Raw genomic sequence first — 26277 nt, 5'->3', positions numbered from 1 at the left:
TGTCCCTCGGTCGGCTCGGTCGGCTCAGTCGGTGAAGCCGTGGTGGGTGATCTCCAGGACCTCCGTCGCGACGCCCGGGTTCGCCGGATCCAGCGACGGCCCCTGCCAGCTGACCGGCAGCACGTCGATCAGGCCCCACCGCGCCACCTCGGAACCGTCCGCGCGCAGCGCCGCGATCTGGGCCGTCGGCCGGGACACGCCGGTGGTGACCGACGAGATCCACTTGGCGACCTTGGTGGTGTCCGGGGTGAGGGGCCGGGTCAGCCGGATCGTGGAGAAGGTGACGCGGGACGGGAGCTGCCAGACGAACCCGTTGTTGCCGCCCTCCTGCCGGTGCTCGATCTCCACCTTGGAGGACAGGCCGTCGCACCCGTTGAAGTAACCGAGGCTCTCCCCGTCGATGGTCAGGGTGAAGAAGATGGTGGAGCCCGGGTCGAGATCGCGGGACATCGAGGGGCCTTTCTGGTTCAGCGGGGAAGCGGGCGGCGGGCGCGGACGCGGTCGGTGCCGGAGCGGTCGGTGGCGGGGCCGTCGGTGGCGGGGCCGTCAGTGGCGGGGGTCGCGGAGACGGCCGACGCGTTCGCGGTCCATGCGGAGTTCGGTGCGCAGGAGACGGGTGATGCGGCCCGTCAGGCGGTGGGTGAGTTCGTCCAGCTGGAAGTCGGTGAGCGCGCGGGGGTCGAAGCCGCCCTTCGGGACCTCCGAGTAGGCGGGCGGCGGGGAGCCCTGGTCGTACGGGGGCGGGTCGTCGGAGTACGGAGGCGGGCCGTCGGAGTGCGCGGCGGGGAGCGGTGTGTGGGCGTCCGGGGTGCGCTGGACGGCCGGGGCACGCTGGATCACCGGGGCGGGCGGCGCCGTGCGGGCCACCGGGGCGGGCGGGGCCGCCGAGGTGCGTCGGATCACCGGCGCGGACGGGGTGGGCGGAGCCGACGGGGACAGCGGGAGAGGCGCCGGGGCCGCGGGCGGGGCGGGGCGTTCCGCCGGGAGGGTCGCCGAGGGCGTCGTCCGCAGGGGCTGGACGACGGGCCGGGGTCCGGCACCGGGCGCGGTACGGCGCAGCGGTACGGCGACGGGGACCGGGCCGAGGGACCGCGGGCCGACGGGGGGTGTGGTCTTCATGGGCCTCGTCCGGGCGGGGGCGGTCGTGGATCCACTCGCGTGCGGTGTCGTGGAGGGCGTCGCCCGTGGTGTCACGTGCGGTGTCGCGCGCTGTACGGCGGGCCGCACGGGCGGGACGGCGGATGCCGGGGCGGGCACCGGGCGGGCCGGGGCGGACGCGCCGGTCGCCGGTGGGGCCGACGGGGCCGGTGAGGTGGGCGGGGCGGGCGGGACCGGTGTGCTCGACGCCGGCGCCGGGGCGGGGACGGGCCCCGGGGACGCGGGGGCGTCGGGCAGGGACATGCCGGGGAGCGGGGTGGGCGGCGTCGCCGGACGGCCGGCGGTGGTGCGCGGCGCGGTGGCGCGCTGCACGGCGGGCGGGGTCGCGGGGGCACCGGGGGACACCGCCTCCGGGGGGCGGCCGGTGAGCGGGGCGCCGAGGGCGGGACGCGGGCGGCCGACGGGGACGGCCGCACCGGGAGCGCGCCGCGCGGAGGGCCGCGGGGGCACCGGGCGGGCGGACGCCGTCGGCACGGCGGAGCCGGTGGGCGGCGCGAACGCGGTGGCGGCGGGCGGCGGCACGGCGGCCGGGGACGGGTCGGTGCCGTCCGGGTTCCCGCGCGCGGGGGCGCCCAGACCGGCGCGGCGCGTGCTCCGCTGGACGGGGGATGCCGTCGGGGCCGTCGCTCCGGTGCGGGCCGCGGGGGCGGCCGGCGGCAGGGGGGCGGAGGGGACCGTCGGAGGTGTCGGTGACGTCGGCGATGTCGGTACGGGCCGGTCGGGCGCGGTCGGGCGCCGGCCGTCCAGGGCGGCGTCCGGGGTGGCGCCGGAGGGGCCGCCCGGGGTGGGCGACGAGGGGGCCGCCGGTGCGGTGCGGCCGTCCGTGCCCGCCCGCGGCGCACCGGTCGGGTCGGCCGGCCGGCCGGCCCGGGCGGCCTTGTGGACGAGGGGGGAGGGGGCGCCGGGGATGCCGGGGGCGGCGGTGTCGCGGCCCGACGCCACCGGCGCACCCGCACCGGGTACGGCCGAGCGCTGCACGGCGGAGGGACCCGCGGCGGCGGACGGCGCCGGCGTCGGTGTGCCGGTCGAGGACGGCCGGGCCTCGGAGTCGACCACCGGGACGGAAGAGGCGGACAGGGCGTGCGGGGCGTGCGGTGAAGGGGAGCCGAGGGCGGAGCGCCGCACGTCCCTGCCGCCGCCGTCCCTGCCGCTCGCGGCGCGGGAACCGGACACGGGCCTGACGACGGGAGCGGTGCGGGGGGCCGGCGCGGCGGCGGGCGGGCCGGCCGGGCCCGGTGCGGGGACGGCCGCCCCCGTGGCGTCGCCGGGGGCGGGACGGGGTGCTGCCGGGGCGGGGCGGCCGGGGGTGCGTTGCACGACGGAGGGGCTCTGCGCGCCGCCCGGCGTCCCGGCGGCCGGAGCGGACCCGGTGCCGGACGCGGGTGCGGGACCGGCACTGGTGGCCTGCCCGGCGGCGGACGCGGGCCGGTCACCGGACACGCCGGTCCGGGCCGGCGAGGAGGAGGGGGAGGGGGAGGGCACGGCGGTCCGTGCGGCACCACCGGACGTGGGCGGGGTGCCGGAGAGGCCGGGCAGGCCTGCCGTGCGCCGGACGGTCACAGGGATCGGTGCGGTGCCCGGGGTCCCGGCGTCCGGAGCGGGCCCGGTGCCGGGGGCGGCCGGGGCACCGGGAGCGGTGCCGGTGGCCGGTGCGGTGCCGGGCGTGGTGCGGCCGCCGGACGGGGCGGGCCGGCTGACGGCGCGCTGCACGGCGACGGGACCCGGTGCGCCACCCGGGGTTCCGGTGGGCGACGCGGTTCCCGTGCCGGGGACCGACGCCGTGCCGGACGCGGGTGTGGGTGCGGTGCGTGGCGCGGGCCCGTCGCCGGTGGCCGGTGCGGTGCCGGGCGTGGGGCGGCCGCCGGACGCGGCGGGCCGGCCGGTGGCGCGTTGTGCGACGACCGGGTGCGGCGCGCTCCCCGGCGTACCGGTACCGGTCGCGGGCATGAGTGCGGGCCCGCTGCCGGGCGTGGGCGGGGTGCCGGGCGCCGGTCCGTCGCCGGCCGCGGACCGGCCGGTGGCGCGTTGCACGACGGCGGGACCCGGAGCGCCGCCCGGCGTACCGGCGCCGGTCGGGGCCGGGCCCGCGCCGGGGCGTGCCGAGGGGGCCGGGCCGCCGGGCGGACCGGCATGCGGAACGGCGGCCGCGCCGGGTGCGGCGCTCCGCCGGGTGACCGGCAGGGGCGCGGCGTCGGACGGCGGGTTCACGGCCGGTCCGGGACCGATCGTCCGGTTCGCCGAGGGCACCGGCACCGGACCGCTCCGGTCCCGGGCTTCCCCGTCCACCGCCCGTTGCACGGACGGCGTCGTCGGCTCACCGGCCGGTGTCCGGGCCGGGGCCGGCGACGGGACCGGGCCGGGCGGGGGCGTCGTCGCGGCCGGTGAAACGGGCTCCTTGCCCGGTGCCGCGGGCGCGCCCCCGGCCTCACCGCTGCCGGCACCGGTGCCGGCAGCGGCAGCGGCCGGTCGCGGGGCCGGCGGGACCCGTGCGGGCAGGGTGCGCCGCTGTACCGGGGCGGCCGCGGCCGCCTTCGTCAGGGGCACCTGCGCCGGGGCGGGGCGGGCGGGGGCCGGCTGCACCCGGATGCCCCGCGCCGGTGCGGCGGGCGCGGGGGGAGCGGACGGCACCGGCAGGACGGCGGAGGGCTGCGCCGACGCCGGCACCGGCGCGGGCGTCCGCGCCCCGCCCACGGCGGGTCCCGCCGCGGGTCCCGCGACGGGGGCCGCCACCGGTACCACCGGCGCGGGGCGTTCGGCCGGTGCCGGCGCCGGTGACGCCGGCTGCCGGGGCGGGACCGACGTCAGGTGGTCCAGCAGGCCACCCGACCGGCCGTCCAGGACCGCGGGTGAGGGCGCGCCGGTGAACGAGGGGTTCTGCCAGGTGGCCAGGCGGCCGCCGAAGCCGGGGTCGGCGACACCGGCCGCGCCCCTGCCGCCCGTCGCCCGCTGCACGGGCGGCAGGGCGGACCAGGCGGCCGTGCGCGGACGCACCGGCGCGGAGCCCGCGCCGGCCGCCGACGCCGTACCGGCGGCCGGCACGTCCGGTCCCGGCTCCGGTGCGCCGCCCCGCGCGGAACGGTCCTCGGGGCGGTCCGCCGAACGGTCCTCGGAGCGGCGGAAGCGGTCCAGGAAGCCCATCGCTCAGCCCTCCGCGCGCGTCACGAGGGACGCGATGCTGTCCGTGTAGCGGCGGCGGTCGTGGTGTTCCAGGTCCAGGATCTCGTCGTGGCCCCAGTGGAAGTGGAAGGCGACGTACGCGATCTCCTCGTGCAGCCGGTCGGTCGCGTACGTCACGATTCCCCCAGGCGGCTCCCGCCGAGTTCGACCTCGAAGGGCTCCGCGCAGTGCGGGCACTCCACGGTCGCGCGGGTGTGGCCCTCCGCGTTCACCTGGCGGTAGAAGTCCTGGAGGAACGCCAGGTCGGAGGCGAACATGTTCTCCACGATCCCGTCGTGGACGAGCGGGAGCGTGCCGAGGCGGGTGATGACCCGGCCCAGCAGGACCACCGACAGGTACGCCGGGTTCTCCTGGACGCGGATGTCCCGCAGCGGGACGAGTTCGTCCCGTGCCGTCGCCAGCCGCATCACGCCGTCGCGGTGGACGGTGCCCGCCTCGTCGACGTAGCCCCTCGGCAGTTCGAAGGGGAACTCCGTCCGCAGGCGCTGCGCGACGGGCGCGGGCGCCGGCGCCGCGGGCGGGAGCGGAGTGTTCTCCTGCTCCCCGCCCGCGGGCGCCGCCGCCCGCACAGCAGTACGTCGCATTACTCGATGACCAGTTCTTCGAACGTGATGGTCACCGTCTCGGTCAGCGCGGACGCCTCGCCGGCCTTCACCGTGCTGGTGTCGATCTTGCTGCACCAGGCGTTGCGCATGTTGTACCGCTTGACCGGGTTGTTCTGGTAGTCCATCACCATGATCGTGGCGTTCTTGCGGGCGGAGCCCATCACGCCGTTGATCGACTCGGTGATCCAGGTGTTGAACGCCGCGGACTGCGTCATGCCGCGTACGACCGTGCAGGTCCCGGCCTTCTTCACGCCCGGCAGCTTCTTGGTGACCGGCTTGCCCTGCGCGGAGACCTGCTGGTACTCGATGACGTCCTGTTCCAGGCTGAGGCCGCTGACCTCGGCGAGGTACTCGACCATCACGCCGTCGATCTGGAGGCCGAAATTGTGCGAAGTGAGAGCATCACCCGGCTGGAGACTCATCTTGCTTTCCTTCTAAGGGAGTTGACTGCGATGGGGGTGGTGGGAGGAGCGGTTACTCCTCCAGCTCCCCGTTGCCGCTGGAGAACTGGGCCAGCCGGAAGATGACGAACTCGGCGGGCTTGACCGGCGCGATGCCGATCTCGCACACGACGCGGCCGACGTCGACCGACTCCTGCGGGTTGGTCTCCTCGTCGCACTTGACGTAGTACGCGTCCTCGGGCCGGGCCCCGAACAGGGCGCCGCTGCGCCACTCGTTGACCAGGAACGCCGACACGTTGCGCCGGATCCGCGCCCACAGGGCGTGGTCGTTCGGCTCGAACACCACCCACTGGGTGCCGATCAGGATCGACTCCTCCAGGTAGTTGAAGTACCGGCGGACGTTCAGGTAGCGCCAGGCCGGGTCGGAGGAGAGGGTGCGGGCTCCCCAGACGCGGATGCCGCGGCCCGGGAAGGCGCGGATGCAGTTCACGCCGATGGGGTTGAGCAGGTCCTGCTCGCCGCGGGTGATCTGGATCTCCAGGTCCACCGCGCCGCGCACGACCTCGTTCGCCGGGGCCTTGTGGACGCCGCGCTCGGAGTCGTTGCGGGCCCAGACACCGGCGACGTGGCCGCTCGGCGGGACCAGGCGGGACTGGCCGGTCGCCGGGTCGAAGGACTTGATCCACGGGTAGTACAGGGCCGCGTACTTGGAGTCGTAGCCGGCCGTCTCCTGGCGCCAGACGCGGATCTGGCGGGCGTTGAGGCCCGGCGGCGGGTCGATGATCGCGACGCGGTCGCCCATCAGCTCGCAGTGCGCGATCAGGCCGAGCTGGACGGCCTTGACCTGCTCCAGGTCGATCGCGCCCCGCTGGTAGGCGGCCATCAGGTCGGGCACCGCGACCATGGAGATCTCGTCGACGGCCTCCAGGCCGCCGAAGCCGGTGCGGTCGGCGCTGTCGCCGAGGTACTGGGCGGGGCCGGCCTGCCGGGTGTCGTCCGCGGGGGCGGCCGGGGCGACGGCGGCGGCGGGCGGGGCGGCGAGCGCCACGGTCTGGTTGTCCGGGCGCGCCAGCTGGGCTGCGGGCGCCGCCTCCTGCACGGTGATGAGCTTGGAGCGCTCCTTCACCTGCGTGACGACGTAGTTGCGGCCGCCCTTCTTGGCGGTCACGTCGAAGGTCTCGACCGGCTTGTCGCCGTCCTTGACGATCAGCTTGAACCGCTCGGCGGGGCCCTCGCCCTCGGGGTCGGCGACCTCGACGCTGAGCGGGCCGGAGCCGCCGGCCACCGCGGTCACGGTGAACGTGCCGAGCTGCCGGGGCTCGCCCTGGGGCAGCGCGGCGCGCTCGTCGCCGCCGGTCACCGCGGCGGGGGCGGCGGACGTCTCGCCGGCGGCGCCGCCGGGGGCACCGCCCACGCGGACGACGTAGGCGGCGCTGCCGCCGTTGTTGAAGAAGCCGTAGACGGAGTGCGCGAGGTAGTACCCGTCGGCGAAGTCACCGAACGCCGCCACGTACTGCGTCCAGTTGGTGACCAGCGTCGGCTCGTTCAGCGGACCGGTCGGCGCGAGTCCGACGAAGGCCGCCACCGAGGTGCCCACCCCCTCGATCGGGCGTGAGCCGCTGGCCACCTCCTCGACGTAAACGCCGGGTGACAGGTAGGACGGCATGCTCTGCTCTCCTCGGGGTACGAGTCAGGTCGACTCCCACCCTCACGCGCGAGGCACGCCCGTCGAAACGTCCTCCGGTGCCTGTCCGGGGGCATGAAGCGTGCCCGTAGGGGCAACGCGGGCGTGCCCTACTTCCGCAGTCCGCCGTACTCCGCGCGGTACGCGTCCTTCTCGGCCTCCGTGGGCGTGGCCGGACGGGTGCCGCGCAGGGGCTCGGGTGGGGCGCCGGGGGTGCCGGTCAGCGCCTCCTCCACGTCGGTCCCCATGGTGAACACCTGCATGCTCACCAGGTCCACCGGGCCGCGGGCCTGGATCTCGCCGCCGTTGTAGAAGCCGACGTCGTGCTCCGGGCCGACCCGGACGGTCACCATCATGCCGACCTCGTGCTCGCCCTGCCTGCTGTATCCCTCCACGAACTGGGCCCGGTCGCCCGGCCCCATGCCCGAGGTGCCCACGGCGGCGCCGCGGGCGATGTCCTCCCGGGGGGCGAAGGGGATGAACGAGGTGTTGTGGGTGTCGAAGTCCGGCAGCCACCCGGAGCCCAGGGGCGGGATGACACCCTCCCCGATCACCTGGTGCCAGGTCGGGTGCCAGCGTGGGATGCCCCGGTACAGCACCAGGCCGCCGTTCAGGTAGCGCGTGATGTGCCCGGCCAGTTCCGGACCGACGACCCCGTTGTTCACCGCCACGTCGTGGATGAAGGCGTTTCCGCCGGCCGGCGTCCTGAAGTGGTAGTAGGCGCCCTGACGGGTCGTGGTGATCGATTCGTCGCCGACGCGCAGGGTGACCGGTGCCGGGCCCTGCTGTTCCTGCTTCCCCTCCTTCTGCCAGGGCATCCGCATCCGCTGCACGGCCGGCTCCCCGTGGCCCGCGGACCGCTCCGGACCCGGCCCGCCCCCGTCCTCCCGCCGTTGCGGTACCGGGCCCGCCATCACCTGGCGGGCGTTGGCCTCCGCGGCCTGCTCGAACCGGTCCGAGGGGTCGCTGACGCGCAGTCCGCCGCCGTCGTCCGTGCCCGCCACGGGGCCCTGCCGCTGCTGGATGACGTGCGTCAGCTCGTGGGCCAGGGTGTGCTTGTCCGAGCCGCCCTCGCCGATGACCACGTGACTGCCGGAGGTGTAGGCGCGGGCCCCGATCTCGGCCGCGGACCGCTGCGCCACCGTGTCGGTGTGCAGGCGCACGTCGGAGAAGTCGGCGCCCAGCCGGGCCTCCATCTCCGTGCGCGTCCCGGTGTCGAGCGGGGTGCCCGCGCCGCGCAGCACGTCGTGCACCGCGGACCGCTGCACCGGGGCCCCGTGCCCGCAGCCGGGGCTGTGCTCGTGGCTGTCGCGCGCCATGGCCGCGGTGACCGCCGCGTTGCCGGCCGCGCGCTGCAGGGCGGTGACGGCGGCGGGGGCGAACCCCCCGCCGGGCAGCGGGCCGAGCGGCGCCTCCGAGGGACCCCGCGTGTCTCGCGCGGACGGCCGCGGAGCCGGCCTGCCCGCCTTGTCGCGCGCCTCGTCCGCCTGTTGTTCCCGCATCGTCCGCCTTCCGGTCGTCCGGAGTTCCAGGTGCGGCCGCCCGACTGCGGTTACACCACTGCCGTGAGCATGATGCGGACGGCTACCCCGGACCGCGCAAGGGTTCCGGTGCCTCGTCCCGCGCAGACCTCCTGCCCGAAAGGGCCGTCCGCCCGGCCGTGCCGGGGCCGGCCCGCACCGTCCACGACCCGGTGGCGCGGTGCCCGCCCCGCGCGGTCCCCTCCCCTCACCCGCCGGACGAGGCGTCCGTCCCCGGTGCGCCGTCGCCGGGAACCCTTGTCCGCAAGGGCAGCGACGTCTGCCCCGGCGGCCCCTGATCCCGTACGGCGCCTCCCGTAGCGTCCTCGTGTGAGCCTGTGGACCTCCCTCGAACCCGCCTCCGCGACCGTCGATCCCGGCGCCGAGACCCGTGTGCGGCTGCGGGTGCGCAACACCGGTGACGTCGTCGACGAGTACCGCTTCGAACCGGTGGGCCCGACGTCCTCCTGGACGGTGGTGGAGCCGTCGACGCTGCGGCTCTACCCGGGGACGACGGGGACGGTGGAGCTGACGTTCTCGCCGCCGCGCACTCCGGACGCGACCGCCGGTCCGAACCCCTACGCCGTGCGCATCACGCCGACGGAGCATCCGGACGCGGTGACCGTGCCCGAGGGGAACCTGACGATCACGCCGTTCACCGAGGTGCGGGCCGAGCTGGTGCCGCCGACGGTGAAGGGCCGGCTGCGGGGCCGCCCCCGCCTCGCCATCGACAACCTCGGCAACACCGCGTTGACGGCGTCGGTGAGCGGTGGTGACACGGGTGACCACCTGTCGTACGACGTGCGGCCGGGGAGCGTGCGGATCGAGCCGGGGCGGGCGGCGTTCGTGGACGCGACGCTGCGGCCGCGGAACGTGATCTGGTTCGGGTCGAAGGAGCAGCGGCCGTACGCGCTGACCGTGCAGCGGTCGGGGAAGAGCCCGCTGGCGGTGGACGGCACGTTCGTGCAGCGCGGGTTCCTGCCGCGCTGGCTGGCCACCGCGCTCAGCATCTCGCTGGCGCTGGCCCTGGCGTTCCTCTTCCTGTGGATCGGCAACAAGCCCCGCGTGATCACCGGCGCGGTGGAGCGGACGGACGGGGTCGCCGCCGTCGAACTGCCCGCCCCGCCCAGCCCGCAGGTGTCGGCGCCCTCGCCGAAGGTCTCGGAGGCGGCCCCGCCCGACCTCGCGGACGGAACCGGGGGCGGGCAGGACGGCGGCGGCTCCTCGGCGGCCGCCGAGGAGGACCCGAAGGAGGAGGACGAGCAGCCGAGCGGCCCGCTGCCCTTCAAGCCGGGTGACGGACCCAACCTCTTCGTGCAATTCGCGCAGGTCAGGATGGAGAAGTACCGGGAGGGAGACCCCTGCCGGCTCACCGCGCCGCACACCAAGGGCGTCATGGACGCGGCGACGGTCGCGGCCCTGAAGTGCTCCCAGAAGAAGCTCGACGACGTCTACGACGGCGCCGTCGTGAAGACGGACGGCCTCGGCAACCTGGGCCGGTCCACCATGACGGCCCTGGTGATGGCCCACTTCACCCTGGACGTCTCCGGCGTCCAGCCCGGGGACGACAGCCCGGAGATCGTGTGGGTCAACAGCGCGCTGCTGTGGGCCGGTCACGACACCTACGGCGACAACGTCGTCAGGGCGCAGATCCAGCACCTGTGGGCCAACATGCAGTACCTGCAGAGCTCCGAGAACCGTGCCCACGCCCTCGCGGACGACACCCTGCGCACCCGGGTGGTCCTCTACCAGCAGGCGATGGGGCTGCCCGCGACCGGCACCATCGACGGGGCGACGTTCACGCTGCTGCACGGCGGGAGGGTCAAGTCGCAGGACGACCCGGGGAGGATCACCGCCGACCCCTATCCGCCGGCCCCGGCCCTCGACCGGTGACCGGGCGGCGCGCCCTGCCGGAGGGCGGGGGCGCCGAGGGCAGCGGGAGGGGCGTACGGGGCAGCGATCGTGCCCCTGCGCCTCTGACCGTCTCCGGCGGAACGCTCTAGCGTGTGCGGGTGAGCCTGTGGACCTCTCTTGAACCCTCCTCCGCGACCGTCGATCCCGGCGCCGAGACCCGTGTGCGGCTGCGGGTGCGCAACACCGGTGACGTCGTCGACGAGTACCGCTTCGAGCCGGTGGGGAGCGTGGCTCCCTGGACGTCGGTGGAGCCGCCCACGCTGCGGCTCTACCCGGGGACGACGGGGACGGTGGAGCTGACGTTCTCGCCGCCGCGCACCCCGGACGCGACCGCCGGTCCGAACCCCTACGCCGTGCGCATCACGCCGACGGAGCATCCGGACGCGGTGACCGTGCCCGAGGGGAACCTGACGATCACGCCGTTCACCGAGGTGCGGGCCGAGCTGGTGCCGCCGACGGTGAAGGGCCGGCTGCGGGGCCGCCCCCGCCTCGCCATCGACAACCTCGGCAACACCCGCGTCACCGCCTCCCTCAGCGGCACCGACACCGGCGACCGCCTGACCTACGACCTCCAGCCCGGCAACGTCCAGATCGATCCGGGACGCGCGGCGTTCGTGGACGCGACGCTGCGGCCCCGGAACATCATCTGGTTCGGCTCCAAGGAGGAGCAGCCGTACAGCCTCGCCGTACGGCGGTCGGGGGCCCAGCCCCTGGAGGTGGACGGCACGTTCGTGCAGCGCGGGTTCCTGCCGCGCTGGCTGGCCACCGCGCTCAGCGTGGGCCTCGCGCTGACCATCGCGTTCGTGATGATCTGGCTGGCCTACCGGCCCCAGGTCGTCAGTCTGGCCAAGGAGAAGATGGAGCAGGCCGGGGCCACCTCCCTGCCCGCGCCGAGCCCGAGCGCCCCGAGCAAGGCGAACGCCGCCCCGCCGCCGCCGCCCGCCTCGGAGCCGGCCGCCGAGCCGGAGGCCTCGGCCACTTCGGGCGCCGGGGGCGACGGCGGGGGCGGGGGCGGTGCCTCCGAGGAGCCCGAGCCGGAGGAGCGGACCGCCGCCACCGCCGTGCAGGAACTGGCGGCCCGCAGCGAGGGCCGGCACATCTGCTACCGCGCCTACGTCGCCGACCGCGGCTGGCAGGAGCCGGTGTGCGACGGCGCGGAGGCGGGCACGGTCGGCAAGGACCTGCCGATCAAGGCGCTCAACATCGCGGTGTCGGGGGTCGAGGGCACGGCGGGCAACGGCGCCTACGTGGTCGAGGGCTGGAAGACGGGTGACAAGTGGGCCTCGGCGGCCGACGGCGTCGACATGTACTTCGGGTCCACCAAGGAGTCCCTCTCCCCGCTCCAGGGCTACACCATCAAGGTCAACGACGGCTCGGTCTGCCAGAACGCCCACGTCGCCGACAAGGGCTGGATGGGCCTGGGCTGCACGAAGCCGGGCGACTGGATGTACGGCGGCAGCCCGATGGAGGAGGCCAAGAACCTGGAGGCGGTCCGCTTCACCGTCTGAGACGGTCCGAGACGGTCCGAGACCGTCCGCGGCGCCGGGGGCCGGGGCGGGGCCGGCGGCGGGGCGTCCCGCCGTCCCCTTCGGGCACCGGCCCCGTGCGGTGGCCCTCCGGCCGCCCGGTGACCCCGGCCGGCCGGTGACCCCGGCCGGCCGTGCGCGACGGCCCCGGTCGAGACCGTCGCCCGGCGGCCCGGAGGCGCCCGGGAACCGTCCGTCTACCAGCCCGCCCCGCCCGGCACCAGCCGCCCGGCCTTGCGGTACTCGCGGCGGGCGCCCTCCAGCAGGTCCCCGTCGCCGACCGGTTCGCCCCGCCCGGCCGCCAGGTAGGCGGCCGTGACGACGGCGCTGCGGATCGAGCCGCCCGCCAGCTCGAAGTCCTTCGCCGCCGGGGCCGGGTCGATGCCCGGCGCGCACGGCACGTGGGAGAGGCAGTGCCGCCACAGGGCCCCGCGCTGCCCGGCGTCGGGGAAGGGGAAGTCGACGACCAGGTCGAGCCGGCGGGTGAACGCCTCGTCGATGTTGGCGCGCAGGTTGGTGGTGAGCAGCGCGATGCCGTCGAAGGACTCCAGGCGCTGGAGCAGGTAGGCGCTCTCCATGTTGGCGTAGCGGTCGTGGGAGTCCTTGACCTCCGACCGTTTGCCGAAGACCGCGTCGGCCTCGTCGAACAGCAGCACGGCGTCGGTGCGGTCGGCCTCGGTGAAGATGCGCTCCAGGTTCTTCTCGGTCTCGCCGACGTACTTGTCGACGATGGAGGAGAGCTGCACGACGTAGAGGTCGAGGCCGAGTTCGGCGGCGACGACCTCGGCGGCCAGGGTCTTGCCGGTGCCGGACTCGCCCGCGAACAGGCCGAGCACGCCCCGGCCCCGGCCGCCGCCCGCGCTGAGCCGCCAGTCGCCGAGGACCCGGTCGCGGTGGCGGGCGCGCAGGGCGAGTTCGTGCAGCTGGGTCAGCGGCCGCTCGGGCAGGACGAGGTCCTCCCAGCCGACCGCGGGCCGGATCCGGCGGGCGTGCCGCTCCAGTCCGGACGCCGACTGCTGCCGGGCGGCCAGCCGGACGTGGGCGGCGGTGAGCGGGCCGCCGTCGAAGGCGGCGAGGGCGAGGGCGCCGTGGGCGGCCCGCGCCACCCGTTCCCCGCCCAGCCGGTACGGCGCCACGGCGGTCGCCAGGTCGAACGTCTCCGCCTGCGGTCCGAGCGCCGCCGCCCAGGCCGCCGTCGAGCCCGTCGGCCGGCGCGGTGCGTCCAGCACCAGCGGGTCGTGGGCGCACCAGTGCGGGTCGTAGGGGCGGGGGTCGGCCAGCAGCACGGTCACGTCGGTGGCCGCCGTCAACGCGGCCACCAGCGCGGCCGGTTGCTCGGGCAGCGCGGACAGCACGACGGCCCGTCCGCCCAGCCGGGCCTCGCGCAGCAGCTCGGGGACGCGGTCCTCGGGGCCGGTGTAGCGCAGCGCGCCGAGACCGGCCGCGTCCAGGGCGGCGGCGATGCCGGCCAGTCCGTCGCCCTCGCGGTGCTCGCGCAGGTGGACGGCGAGGGGGCCCTGCCGCAGCCGGGCGGCGAGCCGGGCGACGAAGCCGGCGTGGCCGGCGTCCTCGGCGGGCAGCACCTCCGGCATGGGCAGGAGGTGGCCGTGCAGGGCGGCGTCCGGGGTGTCGTCGCCGAGGAGGTGGGAGAGGAGCCGGTCGGGCACGCGCAACGAGCGGGAGAGGAAAGGGCGTTCGGGTTCCTCGACGTCCAGCAGGCCGAGCGCGCGCAGGGGTGCGGCGGAGTGGAGGCGGGCCCGTGCCGCCGCGAGGTGCGCCGGTGTCCCGCACAGGTCCAGGGCCAGTCCGACGGTGGCCCGCCGGCGGCTCACGTCGTCGTTGAGGTAGCCGTAGAGCGGTTCGAAACCCCGGTCGAGGTCGGGGGCGAGGGCGATGAGCAGGATCGCCGCGTCGAGCGGGGTGAGGGCGAGCCGGCCGGCGAGCCGGTCGAGCGGGTCGCCGTCGGCGGGCGGGGGGACCGTGTCCGGCGGCGAGGCGGGCGGCTCCGCGGCGAGCAGGTGCCGCACCGCCTCCTCGGAGAGGTAGAGGCCGCGCAGCGGGTCGTCGGCCGTGGGATCGCCGGCGCTCCGGTGGGCGACCAGGTCGGCGACCCGCGCGCGCAGGCCGGCGAGGCGGGTGAGCAGGGGGGCGTCCGTCATCGGGGCTTGCGGGCCTCTCGGGCGGCCGCCACCTGGTGCGGGCGGTGGGCGCGTTCGCCGGAGGAGGGCGGGTCGCCGTCCAGGCCGCGGACGCGGACGGCCGCGCCCTCGGTGACGGGCGGCCCGGCGTCGTACTCGGGGTACGCCGGGAAGGGCGCGGTCACCACCAGGTCCAGGGACGGCTTGAGTTCACCGCCGAGCGCGGACCAGATCTCCGCGAGGGACCGCGACTCGGTGTGCAGTCCGGCGACCGTCAGCGGGACGGCGAGACCGAGGGAGCCCAGCGCGCCGGGCAGTTCGTCGGCGGGAAGCAGCTCGCGCGGCAACAGGGTCGCCAGCACGGCCGACAGCAGCCGGTGTTCGTCCTGCGGGGTCTTGGTCCACGCGGTGACGAGGTACGACAGCCGGAACCAGCGCGGGGGCTGGCGGCGCCGCACGACGATGTCCCGTTCGTCGCGCACCGGGATCTGGCCGCGCTGCCGCCGGGAGACGTCCTCGCGGATGTCGTACAAGTAGGAGTTGATCGTCGGGGCGTTGCGGCGGGCCGCCCAGTCGCGGGTCGGTGCCTCGAAGGAGACGTCGATGCCGGAACCCGCCAGCGCGCCGCCGCCGAGGAGGCCCTTGAGGACCTCGTCCACCTCGTGGATCACTTTCGCGCGCTCCTCGACCGCTGTGCCGGGCGGGTTCTTCCGGACTTCTTCCGGCTTCTTTCCGTCCGCACGGCGTACCCCGCCGAGTGTGCCGTCCGGGCCGTCCGCGGCGCAGGCGCGCCGGGGTCGGCGGGCGGGCACCGGGCGCTGCCCGCGTGTCCGCCTTCGATTGCCCGTTCGGTCAGATGTAGCCTTCCCGGAGGGCATATGCCACGGCGTGCGCCCGGTTGCGCAGGTGCAGTCGTGTGGTCAGCCCGTGCATGACGTTCTTGACGGTCCGTTCGGAGTAGGACAGCTTGCTGGCGATCTCTCCGGTGTCCAGGCCCTCGGCGACCAGCCGCAGGACGTCCACCTCACGGGGCGCGAGCCCCAGCGAGGGGGCGCCGGGCCGGTTCGCCGCCCCCCGGTGCAGGCTGCCTACCTGGCTGATCAGCCGGCCGAGCAGGTCGGCGGGCAGGTCGCCGTCACCGCGCGAGGCGGCCGTCACCGCCTGCACCAGCCGGTGGGCGGTGGCCTCGCGGCGCCAGACGATCGCGCCGACCCCGCACTCGAGGACGTCGAGCAGTTCGTTCTCGCGGATCGTGCCCACGACCAGTACGGCCCGACCGCCCTCGCTGCGCACGACCCGGCGCAGCCGGGCCAGCGCGGCCTCGTCGAGGGTGTCCTCGATCAGCAGCGTCACCGTGCCGACGCCGGACTCCGTCCGGATCTCCACCTCCGGGCGGGTGCGGAGCTGGCTCACGGCCCCCTCGCGGGAGATGGGGTCGCAGGCCTGCACGGAGACCGGCGTACGGCGCGGGGCGCCGGCTCCGGTACGGGTGCCGACGTGGGCGCTGACGGCGACGCCGGCGGTGGTGGTCTCTGGTGTCCGGGGTGCGTTGAGCAACCGTTTCCCCCCTGTTCGCGAGCCCGCCGTCCGGCGCGGGCCGGTGGCGGTAGGAGATGTTCCACCTTTCTGCGGCGGCCGGGGAGGGCGCAATCGTGGAGCACCACGAGGCGGACCACGAGACCAGCGGACCGGCCACCACGAGAAAGCTCGCGAAGGAACATCACAGCAGGTCAAGGGGGGTATGAGGGGCGAGGCGCGGGAGCCTCGGAACCCTCCGCTCCCGGCTGTGGGCATCGCCACAGCGACCGTACGCCCCCGGCGGAACCCGCGCACGGGATTTCGCGTCCAGCCCAGGAGGCAGGCATGACCGGACCGTTGCGCGAGCGCGAGCGGGCCCATGCGCTGCTCGCGGCCGAGGCCGAGCGCGCCCGAGCGGGCGGCGGCCGTTTCGTCCTGCTGCGCGGAGCCACCGGGACCGGCCGCTCCGCCATGCTGGAGGCCGCCGTCGCCCACGCGGCCGGCCGCGGCCTGCGCGTGCTGCGCGCCCGCTGCTCCCCCGAGGACACCGCCGTGCCCTTCTCCTGCGTCCTCCATCTCCTCGGCCCGGTACCGGAGTTCGCCGACCTGACGCCCGGCTTCGGCGACCGCGGCAGCGCGGCCCGGCTGTGGCGGCTGCTGCGCTCGTACGCCGAACGGTCCCCGGTGCTGCTGGCGGTGGACGACGTCCACCTCGCGGACGAGTCCTCCCGCCGCTGGTTCGTGGAGGCGGCCCACCGCCTCGACCGATTACCGGTACTGGTGGTGGCCACCGAACGCAGCCAGTACGACATCGACCAGCGGCCCGCGGGGCTGACCCACGCCCTCTCGCCGTCCCTGGTCCGCACCCACACCCTCGCGCCGCTCACCGACGCCGCCGCCGCCCGTCTCGTGCGGACCGCCTTCCCCGCGGCCCCCGACGACTGGACCGCCGACTGCGTCCGGGCCGGCGCGGGCAGTCCGCTGCTCCTGCACGCCCTCCTGGACGACCTGCGCGACACCCCGCCGCCGGCTCCCGTGCCGCGGACCTGCGCCGCCCTGTACCCCGGCTCCTACCCGGCCGCGGTCTCCTGGTGGCTGGAGGCCGCGGGCCCGGCGACGGCGGCGACCGCCCGCACCCTGGCGACCCTGGAACAGGAGGGGCGGGACCTCCCCGAGGCCCCGCCCCGCACGGCCGCCGCCCCGCTCCCCAGCACGGCCGCCGCCGTCACCGCCGCCGCCCCTCTCGCCGCCACGGCCGCCCTCCTCGCCGACGCCACCGGCGCGGACCCCGCACGGGTGGCCGGCTGGCTCACCGCGATGACCCGGCTCGGGCTGCTGCGGGCGGACGCGCGGGGCCGGCCCCGCTACGCCCACCCCCTGCTGCGCGACGCCGTGCTCGCCGGCTGGCCGGCCGCCCGCCGCCGGGCCGCGCACCTCGCCGTCGCCGAGGCCATGCTGCGGCGCGGGGACCGGGCCGACGGCGTGGCCCGCCACCTGCTGGGCAGCGGGCCCGTCGGATTGCCCTGGGCGCTGCGGGTGCTGCGGGACGCCGTCGCCGCGGCCGTCCGCGAGGGCCGCCCCGACGACGCGGCCGGCTACCTCCGCCGGGCCCTCGACGAGCCCCTCCCCGACGACCTGCGCCAACGGCTCCTGACCGAACTGGGCTCCCTGGAGTACGCCTTCGCCGACGCCCCCGCCGACGCCCCCGCCGGCATCCCCCGGCTCACCGAGGCCCTCGACCTCCCGGCCGGACCCGGCGACCGGGTCCGCACCGCCCTCGCGCTGGGCACCGCCCTCGCGGGCCGCGGCGAGGTCCGGGCGGCGGTGGAGGTGCTGCGCGCGCTGGAGGACCGGCTGACCGGCCACCCCGGCCTGATCCGCACCGTGCGGGCCGCGTCCGCCCTGCTGTCCGACCAGGACCAGACGGTCCGCCGCGAGGCCTACCGCCGGCTCACCGACACCGCCGAGCACTCACCGGAACTGGCCGGAGCCACCGGCCAGGCCCTGCTCGTGCGGTACGCGGCGACCGCCGGGGCCAGTTCGGCGCGGGCGGCGATGGCCCGGCTGCGGGCCCTGCTGACCGAACCGGCGGAACCGTTCGCCGAGCCCTTCCTGCTGGGCACCACGGCGGCCGTGGCCCAGTGGGCCGACGAACTCGACGAGGCCGAGAGCCTGGTGGAACGCGGCCTGGCGGGCCAGCGCCCCTCCCTCCTGCACCCCATGCAACGGGCCCTGCACAACGTCCGCCTGGACATCACCGCCGCCCGCGGCGACTACGCCCGCCTCCTCACGGACGCCGGTACGACCGTCCCGGCCGACGCCCCCGCCCCGGCCGCCGGGCCCACCAACGCCGACGCGCACGCCCTCCTCGCCCTGGTCGAGACCGGCCGCACGACGCGGGCACGGCAGCTCGCGGCCCGCTTCGACCTGCTCGACGCGCCCGACTCCTGGGAGCTGAACCGCTTCCTGTACGCACGCGGCACCCTGCGCCTCGCGGAGGGGGACGCCGCCGGCGCCCTGCACGACTTCCTGGAGTGCGGCCGCCGCCAGTCGGCCCGCGCCGTGCTCAGCCCCGTCGTCACCCCCTGGCGCACGGCGGCGGCCCGCTGCCGGCTGGCCCTCGGCAGTCCCCACGAGGCGATCGCCCTGGCCGAGGAGGAACTGCGGCTGGCCCGCGTGTGGGACACCCCCCGCACGGTCGGCCGGGCCCTGCGCGTCCTCGCCCGTGCGACCGGCGGCCGGCGCGGCCTGGACCTGGCCGAGGAGTCGGTGACCCTGCTGCGCGGCTCCCCGGCCGACGCCGAACTGGTCGCCGCCCTCCTCACCCGGGGCCGTCTGCTGTCCACCACCGGCGACCGGACCCGCGCCCGCGAGAGCCTGCGCGAGGCCGCCGAACGCGCCGAACGCCTGGGCGCCGTACGCCTGCGCTCCCGGGCCGAGGAGGCCCTGCGCGCGGGCGGTGCCCGCCGCACCACCGCCCGCACCGGCTCCGCCTCCCTCACCGGCAGCGAACGCCGCATCGCCGAACTGGCCGCCGCCGGCCGCGGCAACACCGAGATAGCCGACCTCCTCCACGTGGCCCGACGCACCGTGGAGACCCACCTGACCAGCACCTACCGCAAGCTCGGCATACGCCGCCGGGCCGAACTGGAAGGGGCGCTGCGGGAGGAGTCCTAGGGCGCGCCCGACGGGAATCGTCGGACACGCCCTGGAGCCGGCCCGGTACCCGCGCGCCTTCCTCCGCCGTCCCACGGCCCCCGTGTCGCCTCCCGCGGCTTTCTCGCGGCTTCCTCGCGATGCCCGGAGCGGCTGCCCCGCGCCCTCCGCGCGGCCGGTCCGCGGGGCGGGCGGACCCGTCGCCCCGGCGCCGCGCGAGGTCGATTACCTCACCGGCGGCCGCACAAAAATCTGTGCTCGCCGGAGTAGACATTGGGTCGTGACGTGGTTATGGTTTCTCTCGTAGCCAGAAGGACCGAAGGGCCCGGCAGACACGAACTGCCGGGCGGCAGTACCGAAACAGCAGTGCGCAGGACGGTCCGGTGGTGGAGTTTCGAAGCCAGGTTTTCCGCAGGAAGGCGACGGGACTGACGACCGGACCGGGTGGCCCGCAGTGGTCAGGGACCGCCATGAGCAGTACCGCAGTGAAAGCAGTGGCAGTACCCGCAAGTGAGGTCCGCAGTACCTGTTCGACAAGCAGTTGATCACCGAGGGAAGGACGGAGGAGCAGACGCCATCAGGATCGCCCGGGCGGAAGCCTTGAGCCCGGGTACCGCAGGACATCGATAGTGAGGTGGTCTCCGGTCGAGCAACCGCGATCCCAGCAGCCCCGACAGTGTCCCCTTCGGGTCTGCGGAAACAGAGGGCCGGCACGGTACGAAGGCCGGCAGATGGTGTAGCAGTTCCTTCGGGCCCTGGCGTCGTACGGCGCCAGGGCCCTCGACATGTTCCCCAGAGGGGCGCCGCCGGCACCCGGGCCGCACGCCGCGGCGTCGCGCCGGGCCGCCCGCCCCAGCCGACTCCAGAATACGGACGCATGATCGCCGAAGACGCCCAGCCGCCGGCCCACGGACGGGAATCCCGGCCCCGCCCCGGCACCACGCCCGACCCCCTCCGTACCCCTGCCGCCGACGCGCCCGCCGACACGCCTGGCCGGCAGGCCGCGGCCGTGCTGAAACCGAGGATGCGCGGCTGGCTGCACGCCGGTGTGTTCCCCCTCGCGCTGGCCGGCGGCATCCTCCTGGTCGCCGTCTCACGCTCGGCCGCGGCAGTGGTGGCCTGTTCCGTGTACGCGCTGTCGGCCTGCCTGCTGTTCGGCACCAGCGGGATCTACCACCGCGGAACGTGGGGACCGCGCGGGGAGGCGGTCCTGCGGCGGCTGGACCACGCGAACATCTTCCTGATCATCGCCGGCACCTACACCCCGCTGGCGGTCCTGCTGCTCGACGCGGACCGGCAGCGGGTGCTGCTGGCCGCGGTGTGGGCGGGGGCCCTGGCCGGCATCGCCTTCCGCGTCCTGTGGATCGGGGCTCCCCGGTGGCTGTACACGCCGTGCTACATCGCGCTCGGCTGGGTGGCCGTCTTCAACCTGCCCGACTTCGCGCGCGCCGGCGGCACCGCGATCGTCGTCCTCGTCGTCACGGGCGGTCTGCTGTACACCGCGGGCGCCGTCGTCTACGGACTCAAGCGCCCCGACCCCTCCCCGGCCTGGTTCGGCTTCCACGAGGTCTTCCACGCCCTGACCATCGCCGCCTTCGCCGCGCACTACACGGCCATCCTCCTGGCGGCCACGTGACACCCGCGCGCGGTCACGGACGCGGGACCCGGAGGGCCGGCCCTCCACCGTACGGCGAGCGCCCGGACGAGGAGCAGCCCCCCGACCCGCCGTCTCCCGCCGCACGGGCCCTGACCCCGCCCGCCGGGATATAACCGGACGATGATCTACCACCTGGTCCCCGAGGCGGAGTGGGACGCCCGTCCCGGCCGGCCGTACGCGCCCGCGTCCCTCGGCGAGGAGGGCTTCGTGCACTGTTCGCCGGACGAGGCGACGACGCTGGCCGTCGCCAACGCCTTCTACCGCACGGCCCCCAGGCCGCTCCTGGCGCTCCTCGTCGACGAGGAGCGCCTGACCGCCCGCTGCGCCTGGGAGGCGGCGGCCCCGGCCCCGCCGCCCGGCGTCTCCGACGCCACCCTGTTCCCCCACGTCTTCGGCCCCCTCGACCGCGCCGCGGTCACCGCTGTCCTGGAAGTCCGGTGGGACGAGACCGGCACGGCGACGGGACTGGCTACGTTGGGCACATGTCGCTGAAGCGTGTCACCGTCCACGCCGACCCCGAGGACCTGGCGATCATCAGGGAGGCGTCCGTGCGGCGGGGTGTGAGCGAGGCGGAGATCCTCCGGGAGGGCATCCACCTCGCGGCGATGGCCCACCGGGTCCGGGACGAACCGCCGTTCTCCCGCACCCCGGGGGGACCCGGCCGTACGGCGTCCCGGGCCGAGGTCCGTGACGCGGTCGCCGACGCCGTGCGCCGCCAGAGCGGATCGTCGTAGGAGCGTCGCGGGCGCCCCGGGACCCGCACGGCGTCCGTCTCCGCGACGCCGGCCACCCCGGCCACGGGGTCGGCACCGAGGGGACCCCGCCCGGTCCGCGACGATCTCCGCGGGAGACCGGCCGCGCCGGCCGCCCGTCCGCGCCGAAGTGCGCGGTCGTACCGCCCACTTGCCCGGTGAAGCAGCCGGCCGGGCCGTACCGCCCCGGCCGGCGCCTTCACGCCAAGTCCGTTCAGGGGGAAGGACGTCGGCCCGTCGGTGCCGGGTCCCAGCGGTCGTCGGGGTCGTCGCGCGGCACCAGCGTGACCCGGTGCAGGTTGCAGGTGAAGGGGGAGGGCGCCGGGGCGGCCACCGGTCCCTGGGAGAGGTGGGCCTTGAGGGCGACGCTGACCAGGCTCATCAGCAGGTCCACGTCGGTGTCGCAGTCGAGGTGGACGGTGACCCAGCGCGAACCGGGCACCACCCGCACGGCCGTCGACCCCATGAGGTCGGAGTGGATGCGCAGGATGGCCGGGACGGTCAGATGCAGGTCGACGTCCCGGTCGGAGTGGAAGTGGAGTATCTCGCTGTGTACGGAGCGCAAGGCCCGTCCTGCGCCACAACTGGCCTGTCCCGTACTGAGGTCGGGCCAGACTTCCAGTCGCGCCATGGCGCGCTCGGCCAGAGTCATGGGGCCATGGTCGCTCGCTGACCGCCCGGCGACCAGGGGTTGAACGAAACGTGACCGGGGTGTGAGCTCATCACCACGCGCCGTACGTGGCCCGTGACGTTTCAAGCACCTTCCCGGGGCTCCTGCGCACGCGCGCCGGTCGCGCACGCGCCGGTCGTACGCGCGCCGGTCGCACGCGTGCCGGTCGCACGCGTGCCGGTCGCGCACGCGTGCCCGATACCGGTCTCGGGTCGCGCACCCGCCCGACGCGAGTGTCCGGCGGCGGTGGCCGCGGTACGGGAGGGCCGGGCCGGCAGGTCCCGCCCCGCCGGCCCCGCCTCCCTTCAGCGCTCCGTCACTGGTCCGCGTACCTGAGGTCCCCGACCGTCCACGCGCTCACGTCCTCCAGGGCGACGCGGTACATGCCGCCCGTGTCGGGGAGGCCGAGGTTGCCCTGCAGGATGCGGGCCACGTGGAAGTGCAGATGGGTGGGTCGGTCGGGCCGCGGCTCGGGTGGTGCGCCGGTCGCCTGCGGGCGGGTGAACACCGAGGAGAAGGCCCCGAGTTGGTCGGAGGCCTCCAGCACCTCCGCCACCCGCTGCTTCCACAGGGTCTCCGGTGCGAGCCGGCCCGTGATCACGGCTCCGGGGATCACCACGGTGAGGGACATCCGGCTGTCGTGCTCCGACTCCACCCTTGCGGCGATGTCGACGAGCAGGTCATCAGCGTGCGCCATGAGTGTGGAGCCTACTCGGTGGCGGGTCCGCTCCGCCCGGGGGAGGCTTGTTGGACCACCTCGAAGGACCACAGCGTGGCACCCGAGGCGGCCGGCTTCGGCCGCTCACCGCCCTCGGCGCCGCCCCCGTCGCCGTGCGCGGCCTGGGCCCGCCCGGACATCCAGTTCCGGAAGTCCTCCTCGCTGCGCCAGCGCGTGTAGACGAGGTAGGTGTCGGTGCCCTCCACCGGACGCAGCAGCTCGAACCACTCGAACCCGTCCGAGTTCTCCACCGCGCCCGCCCGCGCGGCGAACCGCTTCTCCAGCGTCTCGCGCTGCTCCTCGGGAACGGTCAGCACATTGATCTTGACGATGCTCATGCCCCCATTGTCCGCCGTCCGCGGGGCGGGCGCCCATCGGCCCCGCTCCCGGTCCGGCCGGCGTCCACGGCTGACGCGCCGTCATCGCCACCGCCGTTCGCACGGGTTGTCGCCCACCGGCTCCGCCGAGCAGGCCACCCGCGAAACCAGCACATCCGTACGAGTACGGCCGTCAGGTCGACCCCATGGAACAGGGCGGGCGACCACGACCCCCGTCGCGCCGACGGGCCGGCACCGGCGTCCACGACGGCTTCGCGCCGTGGACGCGGCGCTTCGAGGACGAGCGCGAGCGCCGCGAGGCCCGGGGCGACCCGGACCGGGCCCGGGGCGCGGTGCTGCACCCGGCGGTGCGGTCCGGCATCCAGCGCTTCCAGGTCGGCGAGGACGGCGACGGCGCCGCCCTCGTCGCCAAGGCCGACCGGGCCGGCGACCCCGACTACGCGCGGGCGGTCCGGCTGTTCGTCGCCGAGGAGCGCAACCACGCCCGCCTCCTGGCCCGGCTGCCGGCCGCGGGCGGCAGGCCGACCCTGGCCGGCCACTGGACCGACACGGTCTTCGTACGGCTGCGGCGACTCATGGGCCTGCGCCTGGAACTGCTCGTGCTGACGATCGCGGAAGTGGTGGCACCGCGGTACCACCGCGCCCTGCGCGACGGCGCCGGCGACCCGCTGACCGCGGACGTCGCCGGCCGGATCCTCGCCGACGAAGAACGCCACGTGCCCTTCCACCGCGAGCGGCTGCACGCCTGCCCGGCGGAGCTGCCCCGCCCGGTCCGGCGCCCCGTGACGGCCTCGTGGCGGCTGCTCCTGTTCGCGGTGTCGCTGGTCGTCGCCGTCGACCACGGGCCGGGGCTGCGCCGGCTCGGCCTCGGACGCCGGCGGTTCGTGGCGGACGTCATGGCCTCCTCCGGCGAGGTGGTCCGCGCCGTGCTCGCGCCGGTCAGCCGGAGCCCCGTCCCGAACCGGAACCCGAACCCGAGGGGGAGTGCGCGGGCGAGGAGGACTCCGGGGCCTCGCTCGCGGCCCGACGGTACTCGGCGTTGATCCGCCGGGCCTCCTCGAGCTGGTCCTCCAGGATGACGATGCGGCACGCGGCCTCGATCGGGGTGCCCTTGTCGACCAGCTCGCGGGCGCGGGCGGCGATCCGCAGCTGGTAGCGCGAGTACCGGCGGTGCCCGCCCTCCGAGCGCAGCGGACTGATCAGGCGGGCCTCCCCGATGGCCCGGAGGAAACCGGGGGTGGTGCCGAGCATCTCGGCCGCCCGGCCCATCGAGTACGCCGGGTAGTCGTCGTCGTCCAGACGACCGCTGAGCGGGTTGTCTGCTGTCATGTCACCTCGTTGATCGCCGCGTAGCAGGGGGCCCCGCCGCTGTCCGGCACCCGGGCCCCTGAGGAGATTCAACACCGTCCACCGGTTCCGCCGCCGTGCCGGTCCACCGTTACGGGTACCCCGCGCCGTCGTCCACCGCGCCGGACCGCCCCCGGCCGGGCACGCGGAAGGGCCCCGCCGGCGACTGCCGACGGGGCCCTTCCGTGCAGGTGGGAGGCGGTTTCAGCCGCCCCCGCACGCCCTGGGGCGTGGTGTCCGTGGCCGGTCAGGCCGCCGAATCGAAGGAGGACCGGCGCTGGGACCGGCCGCGCGAGGACGACGCGTCGCCGCCGGACCGGCCGCGCTCGCCACCGCGCTCACCACCGCGTGCGCCCCGGTCGCCGCCGCGCTCGCCGCCGCCACCGCGACCGCGGCGGCCGCGGGAGGACGAACCGCCCGAGGAGGCGGAGCGCCGGGGGCGCTCCACGACCGGCGCGGTGATCACGACGGGGACGCCGGAGGGGGCCTGGGCACCGGTGATACGGCCCAGCTCCTCCTCGCCCGAGCGGACCGAGGTCACCTGCGCGGTGACACCGGCGGCGGCCGTCAGCCGGCTCATGGCGCGCCGCTGGTCCGGGGTCACCAGGGTGACCACGCTGCCGGACTCGCCCGCACGCGCGGTACGGCCGCCGCGGTGCAGGTAATCCTTGGGGTCGGTCGGCGGATCCACGTTGACGACCAGGTCCAGGCTGTCGACGTGGATGCCGCGCGCGGCCACGTTGGTCGCGACGAGCACGGTCACGTGGCCCGTCTTGAACTGGTCCAGCGTCCGGGTGCGCTGCGGCTGGGACTTGCCGCCGTGCAGGGCGGCGGCGCGCACGCCGCTGTTCAGCAGGTGCTTGGTCAGCCGGTCCACCGCGTGCTTGGTGTCCAAGAACATGATCACGCGGCCGTCGCGGGCCGCGATCTCGGTGGTCGTGCGCTGCTTGTCGGCGTCCTGGACGTGCAGGACGTGGTGCTCCATCGTGGTGACCGCGCCGGCCGACGGGTCGACGGAGTGGACGACCGGGTCGGAGAGGTAGCGGCGGACCAGCCGGTCGACGTTGCGGTCCAGCGTGGCCGAGAACAGCATCCGCTGCCCGTCGGGCTTCACCTGGTCGAGCAGCGCGGTGACCTGCGGCATGAAGCCCATGTCGGCCATCTGGTCGGCCTCGTCGAGGACGGTGATGCGGACCTCGCCGAGACGGCAGTCGCCCCGGTCGATGAGGTCCTTCAGCCGTCCCGGCGTGGCGACGACGACCTCGGCGCCGGCCCGCAGGGCGCTCGCCTGGCGGCCGATCGACATGCCGCCGACGACGGTGGCCAGCCGCAGCCGCACGGAGCGGGCGTACGGCGTGAGCGCGTCGGTGACCTGCTGGGCCAGCTCGCGGGTCGGCACCAGGACGAGGGCCAGCGGCTCGCGCGGCTCGGCCCGCAGGCCCGCCGTACGGGCCAGCAGCGCGAGGCCGAACGCGAGGGTCTTGCCGGAGCCGGTGCGGCCGCGGCCGAGGACGTCACGGCCGGCCAGGGAGTTCGGCAGGGTCGCGCCCTGGATGGGGAACGGGACGGTCACGCCCTCGCCGGCGAGCGCGGCCGACATCGGCGCGGGCAGGCCCAGGTCGCCGAACGACTCGACGGCGGGCAGCGGGGGCGTCACCGTCTCCGGCAGCGCGAACTCGCCCTGCTGCGCCATCGGCCGGCGGCCGGAGCCGCCCTGCGAACGGCGGGGCCCGGAGGAGCGGTTGCCGGAGGAGCGCTGCGGGGCGCCGCCGGTGGAGCGGCCGTAGGAGCGGGCGCCGGAACGTGCACGGTTCATGCGGGGGGAACCTTCCTTGATGCGGCGCGTATCAAGGAATTCCCGGAGCACAGGAAAGGCGCGGAGAATTGCGAGAACGAGCCGGAGTGGGTGGGGCCGGAACAAGTGGACGGGAAACGCGTCACCGTCCTGCGGGAAATCAGGTAATCCCGCGCGGCACCCGGAAAAGCGGCGAGCCGGGG

General features: G+C 75.9%; 22 protein-coding genes. 7 read left to right on the top strand and 15 right to left on the bottom strand.

From position 1 onward, the window contains the following. Positions 1-24 precede the first annotated feature (24 nt). The 7 genes from ACZ5FU_RS10250 to ACZ5FU_RS10220 form a co-directional block, all read right to left on the bottom strand. Positions 25-450, bottom strand: a complete 426-nt coding sequence (locus ACZ5FU_RS10250) for a phage tail protein (protein ID WP_451527840.1) — start codon at positions 448-450, stop codon at positions 25-27. 96 nt (positions 451-546) lie between these two features. Further along, entirely contained in the window at positions 547-1119 is a 573-nt protein-coding gene (locus ACZ5FU_RS10245) for an extensin (RefSeq protein ID WP_468834157.1), read from the bottom strand. 3180 nt (positions 1120-4299) lie between these two features. Next, on the bottom strand, positions 4300-4452 hold the full coding sequence (locus ACZ5FU_RS10240) for a DUF6760 family protein (protein WP_167534914.1): 153 nt from the start codon (positions 4450-4452) through the stop codon (positions 4300-4302). Next, entirely contained in the window at positions 4449-4919 is a 471-nt protein-coding gene (locus ACZ5FU_RS10235) for a hypothetical protein (protein WP_451527838.1), read from the bottom strand. Before ACZ5FU_RS10235 ends, ACZ5FU_RS10240 begins: the two co-directional genes overlap by 4 nt. After that, a complete protein-coding gene (locus tag ACZ5FU_RS10230) occupies positions 4919-5362 on the bottom strand; it encodes a phage tail protein (protein WP_356773890.1) in 444 nt (147 codons plus the stop codon). The genes ACZ5FU_RS10235 and ACZ5FU_RS10230 overlap by 1 nt, the downstream gene beginning before the upstream one ends. Before the next feature lie 52 nt (positions 5363-5414). Continuing rightward, the gene (locus ACZ5FU_RS10225) at positions 5415-7007 is read right to left on the bottom strand and encodes a phage tail sheath subtilisin-like domain-containing protein (RefSeq protein WP_451527837.1); all 1593 of its coding nucleotides are present in this window, start codon (positions 7005-7007) and stop codon (positions 5415-5417) included. A gap of 128 nt (positions 7008-7135) precedes the next feature. Next, a complete protein-coding gene (locus tag ACZ5FU_RS10220; RefSeq protein ID WP_451527836.1) occupies positions 7136-8527 on the bottom strand; it encodes an eCIS core domain-containing protein in 1392 nt (463 codons plus the stop codon). Between the two features lie 348 nt (positions 8528-8875). On the opposite strand from ACZ5FU_RS10220, the gene ACZ5FU_RS10215 reads away from it, so the two are divergent. Together ACZ5FU_RS10215 and ACZ5FU_RS10210 are read left to right on the top strand one after the other, a co-directional pair. Then, a complete protein-coding gene (locus ACZ5FU_RS10215; protein WP_469045199.1) occupies positions 8876-10438 on the top strand; it encodes a COG1470 family protein in 1563 nt (520 codons plus the stop codon). A 119-nt stretch (positions 10439-10557) separates the two neighbouring features. Then, a complete protein-coding gene (locus ACZ5FU_RS10210; RefSeq protein WP_469045198.1) occupies positions 10558-11967 on the top strand; it encodes a hydrolase in 1410 nt (469 codons plus the stop codon). Between the two features lie 215 nt (positions 11968-12182). Here the strand turns inward: ACZ5FU_RS10210 and ACZ5FU_RS10205 are convergent, their stop codons facing one another. The 3 genes from ACZ5FU_RS10205 to ACZ5FU_RS10195 form a co-directional block, all read right to left on the bottom strand. Continuing rightward, the gene (locus tag ACZ5FU_RS10205; protein WP_451527833.1) at positions 12183-14144 is read right to left on the bottom strand and encodes an ATP-binding protein; all 1962 of its coding nucleotides are present in this window, start codon (positions 14142-14144) and stop codon (positions 12183-12185) included. Then, positions 14141-14794: a Pvc16 family protein gene (locus ACZ5FU_RS10200; protein WP_451527832.1), complete on the bottom strand. Its 654-nt coding sequence runs from the start codon at positions 14792-14794 to the stop codon at positions 14141-14143. The genes ACZ5FU_RS10205 and ACZ5FU_RS10200 overlap by 4 nt, the downstream gene beginning before the upstream one ends. A 181-nt stretch (positions 14795-14975) precedes the next feature. Then, positions 14976-15680: a helix-turn-helix transcriptional regulator gene (locus ACZ5FU_RS10195; protein WP_451527831.1), complete on the bottom strand. Its 705-nt coding sequence runs from the start codon at positions 15678-15680 to the stop codon at positions 14976-14978. A gap of 306 nt (positions 15681-15986) precedes the next feature. Here ACZ5FU_RS10195 and ACZ5FU_RS10190 point away from each other — a divergent pair, with 306 nt between their 5' ends. The 4 genes from ACZ5FU_RS10190 (at position 15987) to ACZ5FU_RS10175 (ending at position 21188) form a co-directional block, all read left to right on the top strand. Beyond that, positions 15987-18818, top strand: coding sequence for a helix-turn-helix transcriptional regulator (locus ACZ5FU_RS10190; RefSeq protein WP_469045197.1), 2832 nt, complete (start codon positions 15987-15989; stop codon positions 18816-18818). Positions 18819-19674: 856 nt separating this feature from the next. After that, the gene (trhA, locus tag ACZ5FU_RS10185) at positions 19675-20433 is read left to right on the top strand and encodes a PAQR family membrane homeostasis protein TrhA (protein WP_469045196.1); all 759 of its coding nucleotides are present in this window, start codon (positions 19675-19677) and stop codon (positions 20431-20433) included. A 141-nt stretch (positions 20434-20574) separates the two neighbouring features. Next, a complete protein-coding gene (locus tag ACZ5FU_RS10180; RefSeq protein WP_451527828.1) occupies positions 20575-20946 on the top strand; it encodes a DUF952 domain-containing protein in 372 nt (123 codons plus the stop codon). Continuing rightward, positions 20937-21188 (top strand): ribbon-helix-helix domain-containing protein, encoded by a 252-nt coding sequence (locus tag ACZ5FU_RS10175; RefSeq protein ID WP_451527827.1) that lies wholly within the window; start codon positions 20937-20939, stop codon positions 21186-21188. Before ACZ5FU_RS10180 ends, ACZ5FU_RS10175 begins: the two co-directional genes overlap by 10 nt. A gap of 232 nt (positions 21189-21420) precedes the next feature. Here ACZ5FU_RS10175 and ACZ5FU_RS10170 read toward each other — a convergent pair whose 3' ends face one another. The 3 genes from ACZ5FU_RS10170 to ACZ5FU_RS10160 all read right to left on the bottom strand — a co-directional run bounded on the left by ACZ5FU_RS10170 (position 21421) and on the right by ACZ5FU_RS10160 (position 22932). Next, the gene (locus tag ACZ5FU_RS10170; RefSeq protein WP_451527826.1) at positions 21421-21858 is read right to left on the bottom strand and encodes a luciferase domain-containing protein; all 438 of its coding nucleotides are present in this window, start codon (positions 21856-21858) and stop codon (positions 21421-21423) included. 334 nt (positions 21859-22192) lie between these two features. Continuing rightward, positions 22193-22573 (bottom strand): hypothetical protein, encoded by a 381-nt coding sequence (locus ACZ5FU_RS10165; RefSeq protein WP_451527825.1) that lies wholly within the window; start codon positions 22571-22573, stop codon positions 22193-22195. Between the two features lie 11 nt (positions 22574-22584). Continuing rightward, positions 22585-22932, bottom strand: a complete 348-nt coding sequence (locus ACZ5FU_RS10160) for an antibiotic biosynthesis monooxygenase family protein (protein WP_451527824.1) — start codon at positions 22930-22932, stop codon at positions 22585-22587. A gap of 185 nt (positions 22933-23117) precedes the next feature. Here ACZ5FU_RS10160 and ACZ5FU_RS10155 point away from each other — a divergent pair, with 185 nt between their 5' ends. Further along, entirely contained in the window at positions 23118-23975 is an 858-nt protein-coding gene (locus ACZ5FU_RS10155; protein WP_469045195.1) for a ferritin-like domain-containing protein, read from the top strand. Here ACZ5FU_RS10155 and ACZ5FU_RS10150 read toward each other — a convergent pair. Both ACZ5FU_RS10150 and ACZ5FU_RS10145 read right to left on the bottom strand, forming a co-directional pair. After that, positions 23872-24261, bottom strand: coding sequence for a helix-turn-helix domain-containing protein (locus ACZ5FU_RS10150; protein ID WP_451527822.1), 390 nt, complete (start codon positions 24259-24261; stop codon positions 23872-23874). The genes ACZ5FU_RS10155 and ACZ5FU_RS10150 overlap by 104 nt on opposite strands. 265 nt (positions 24262-24526) lie before the next feature. Beyond that, positions 24527-26095: a DEAD/DEAH box helicase gene (locus ACZ5FU_RS10145; protein WP_469045194.1), complete on the bottom strand. Its 1569-nt coding sequence runs from the start codon at positions 26093-26095 to the stop codon at positions 24527-24529. Positions 26096-26277 lie beyond the last annotated feature (182 nt).

Source organism: Streptomyces sp. NPDC031554, from assembly GCF_055580685.1.
Note: the sequence above shows the minus strand (reverse complement) of the source record. Positions and strands in the feature narration are given on the sequence as shown.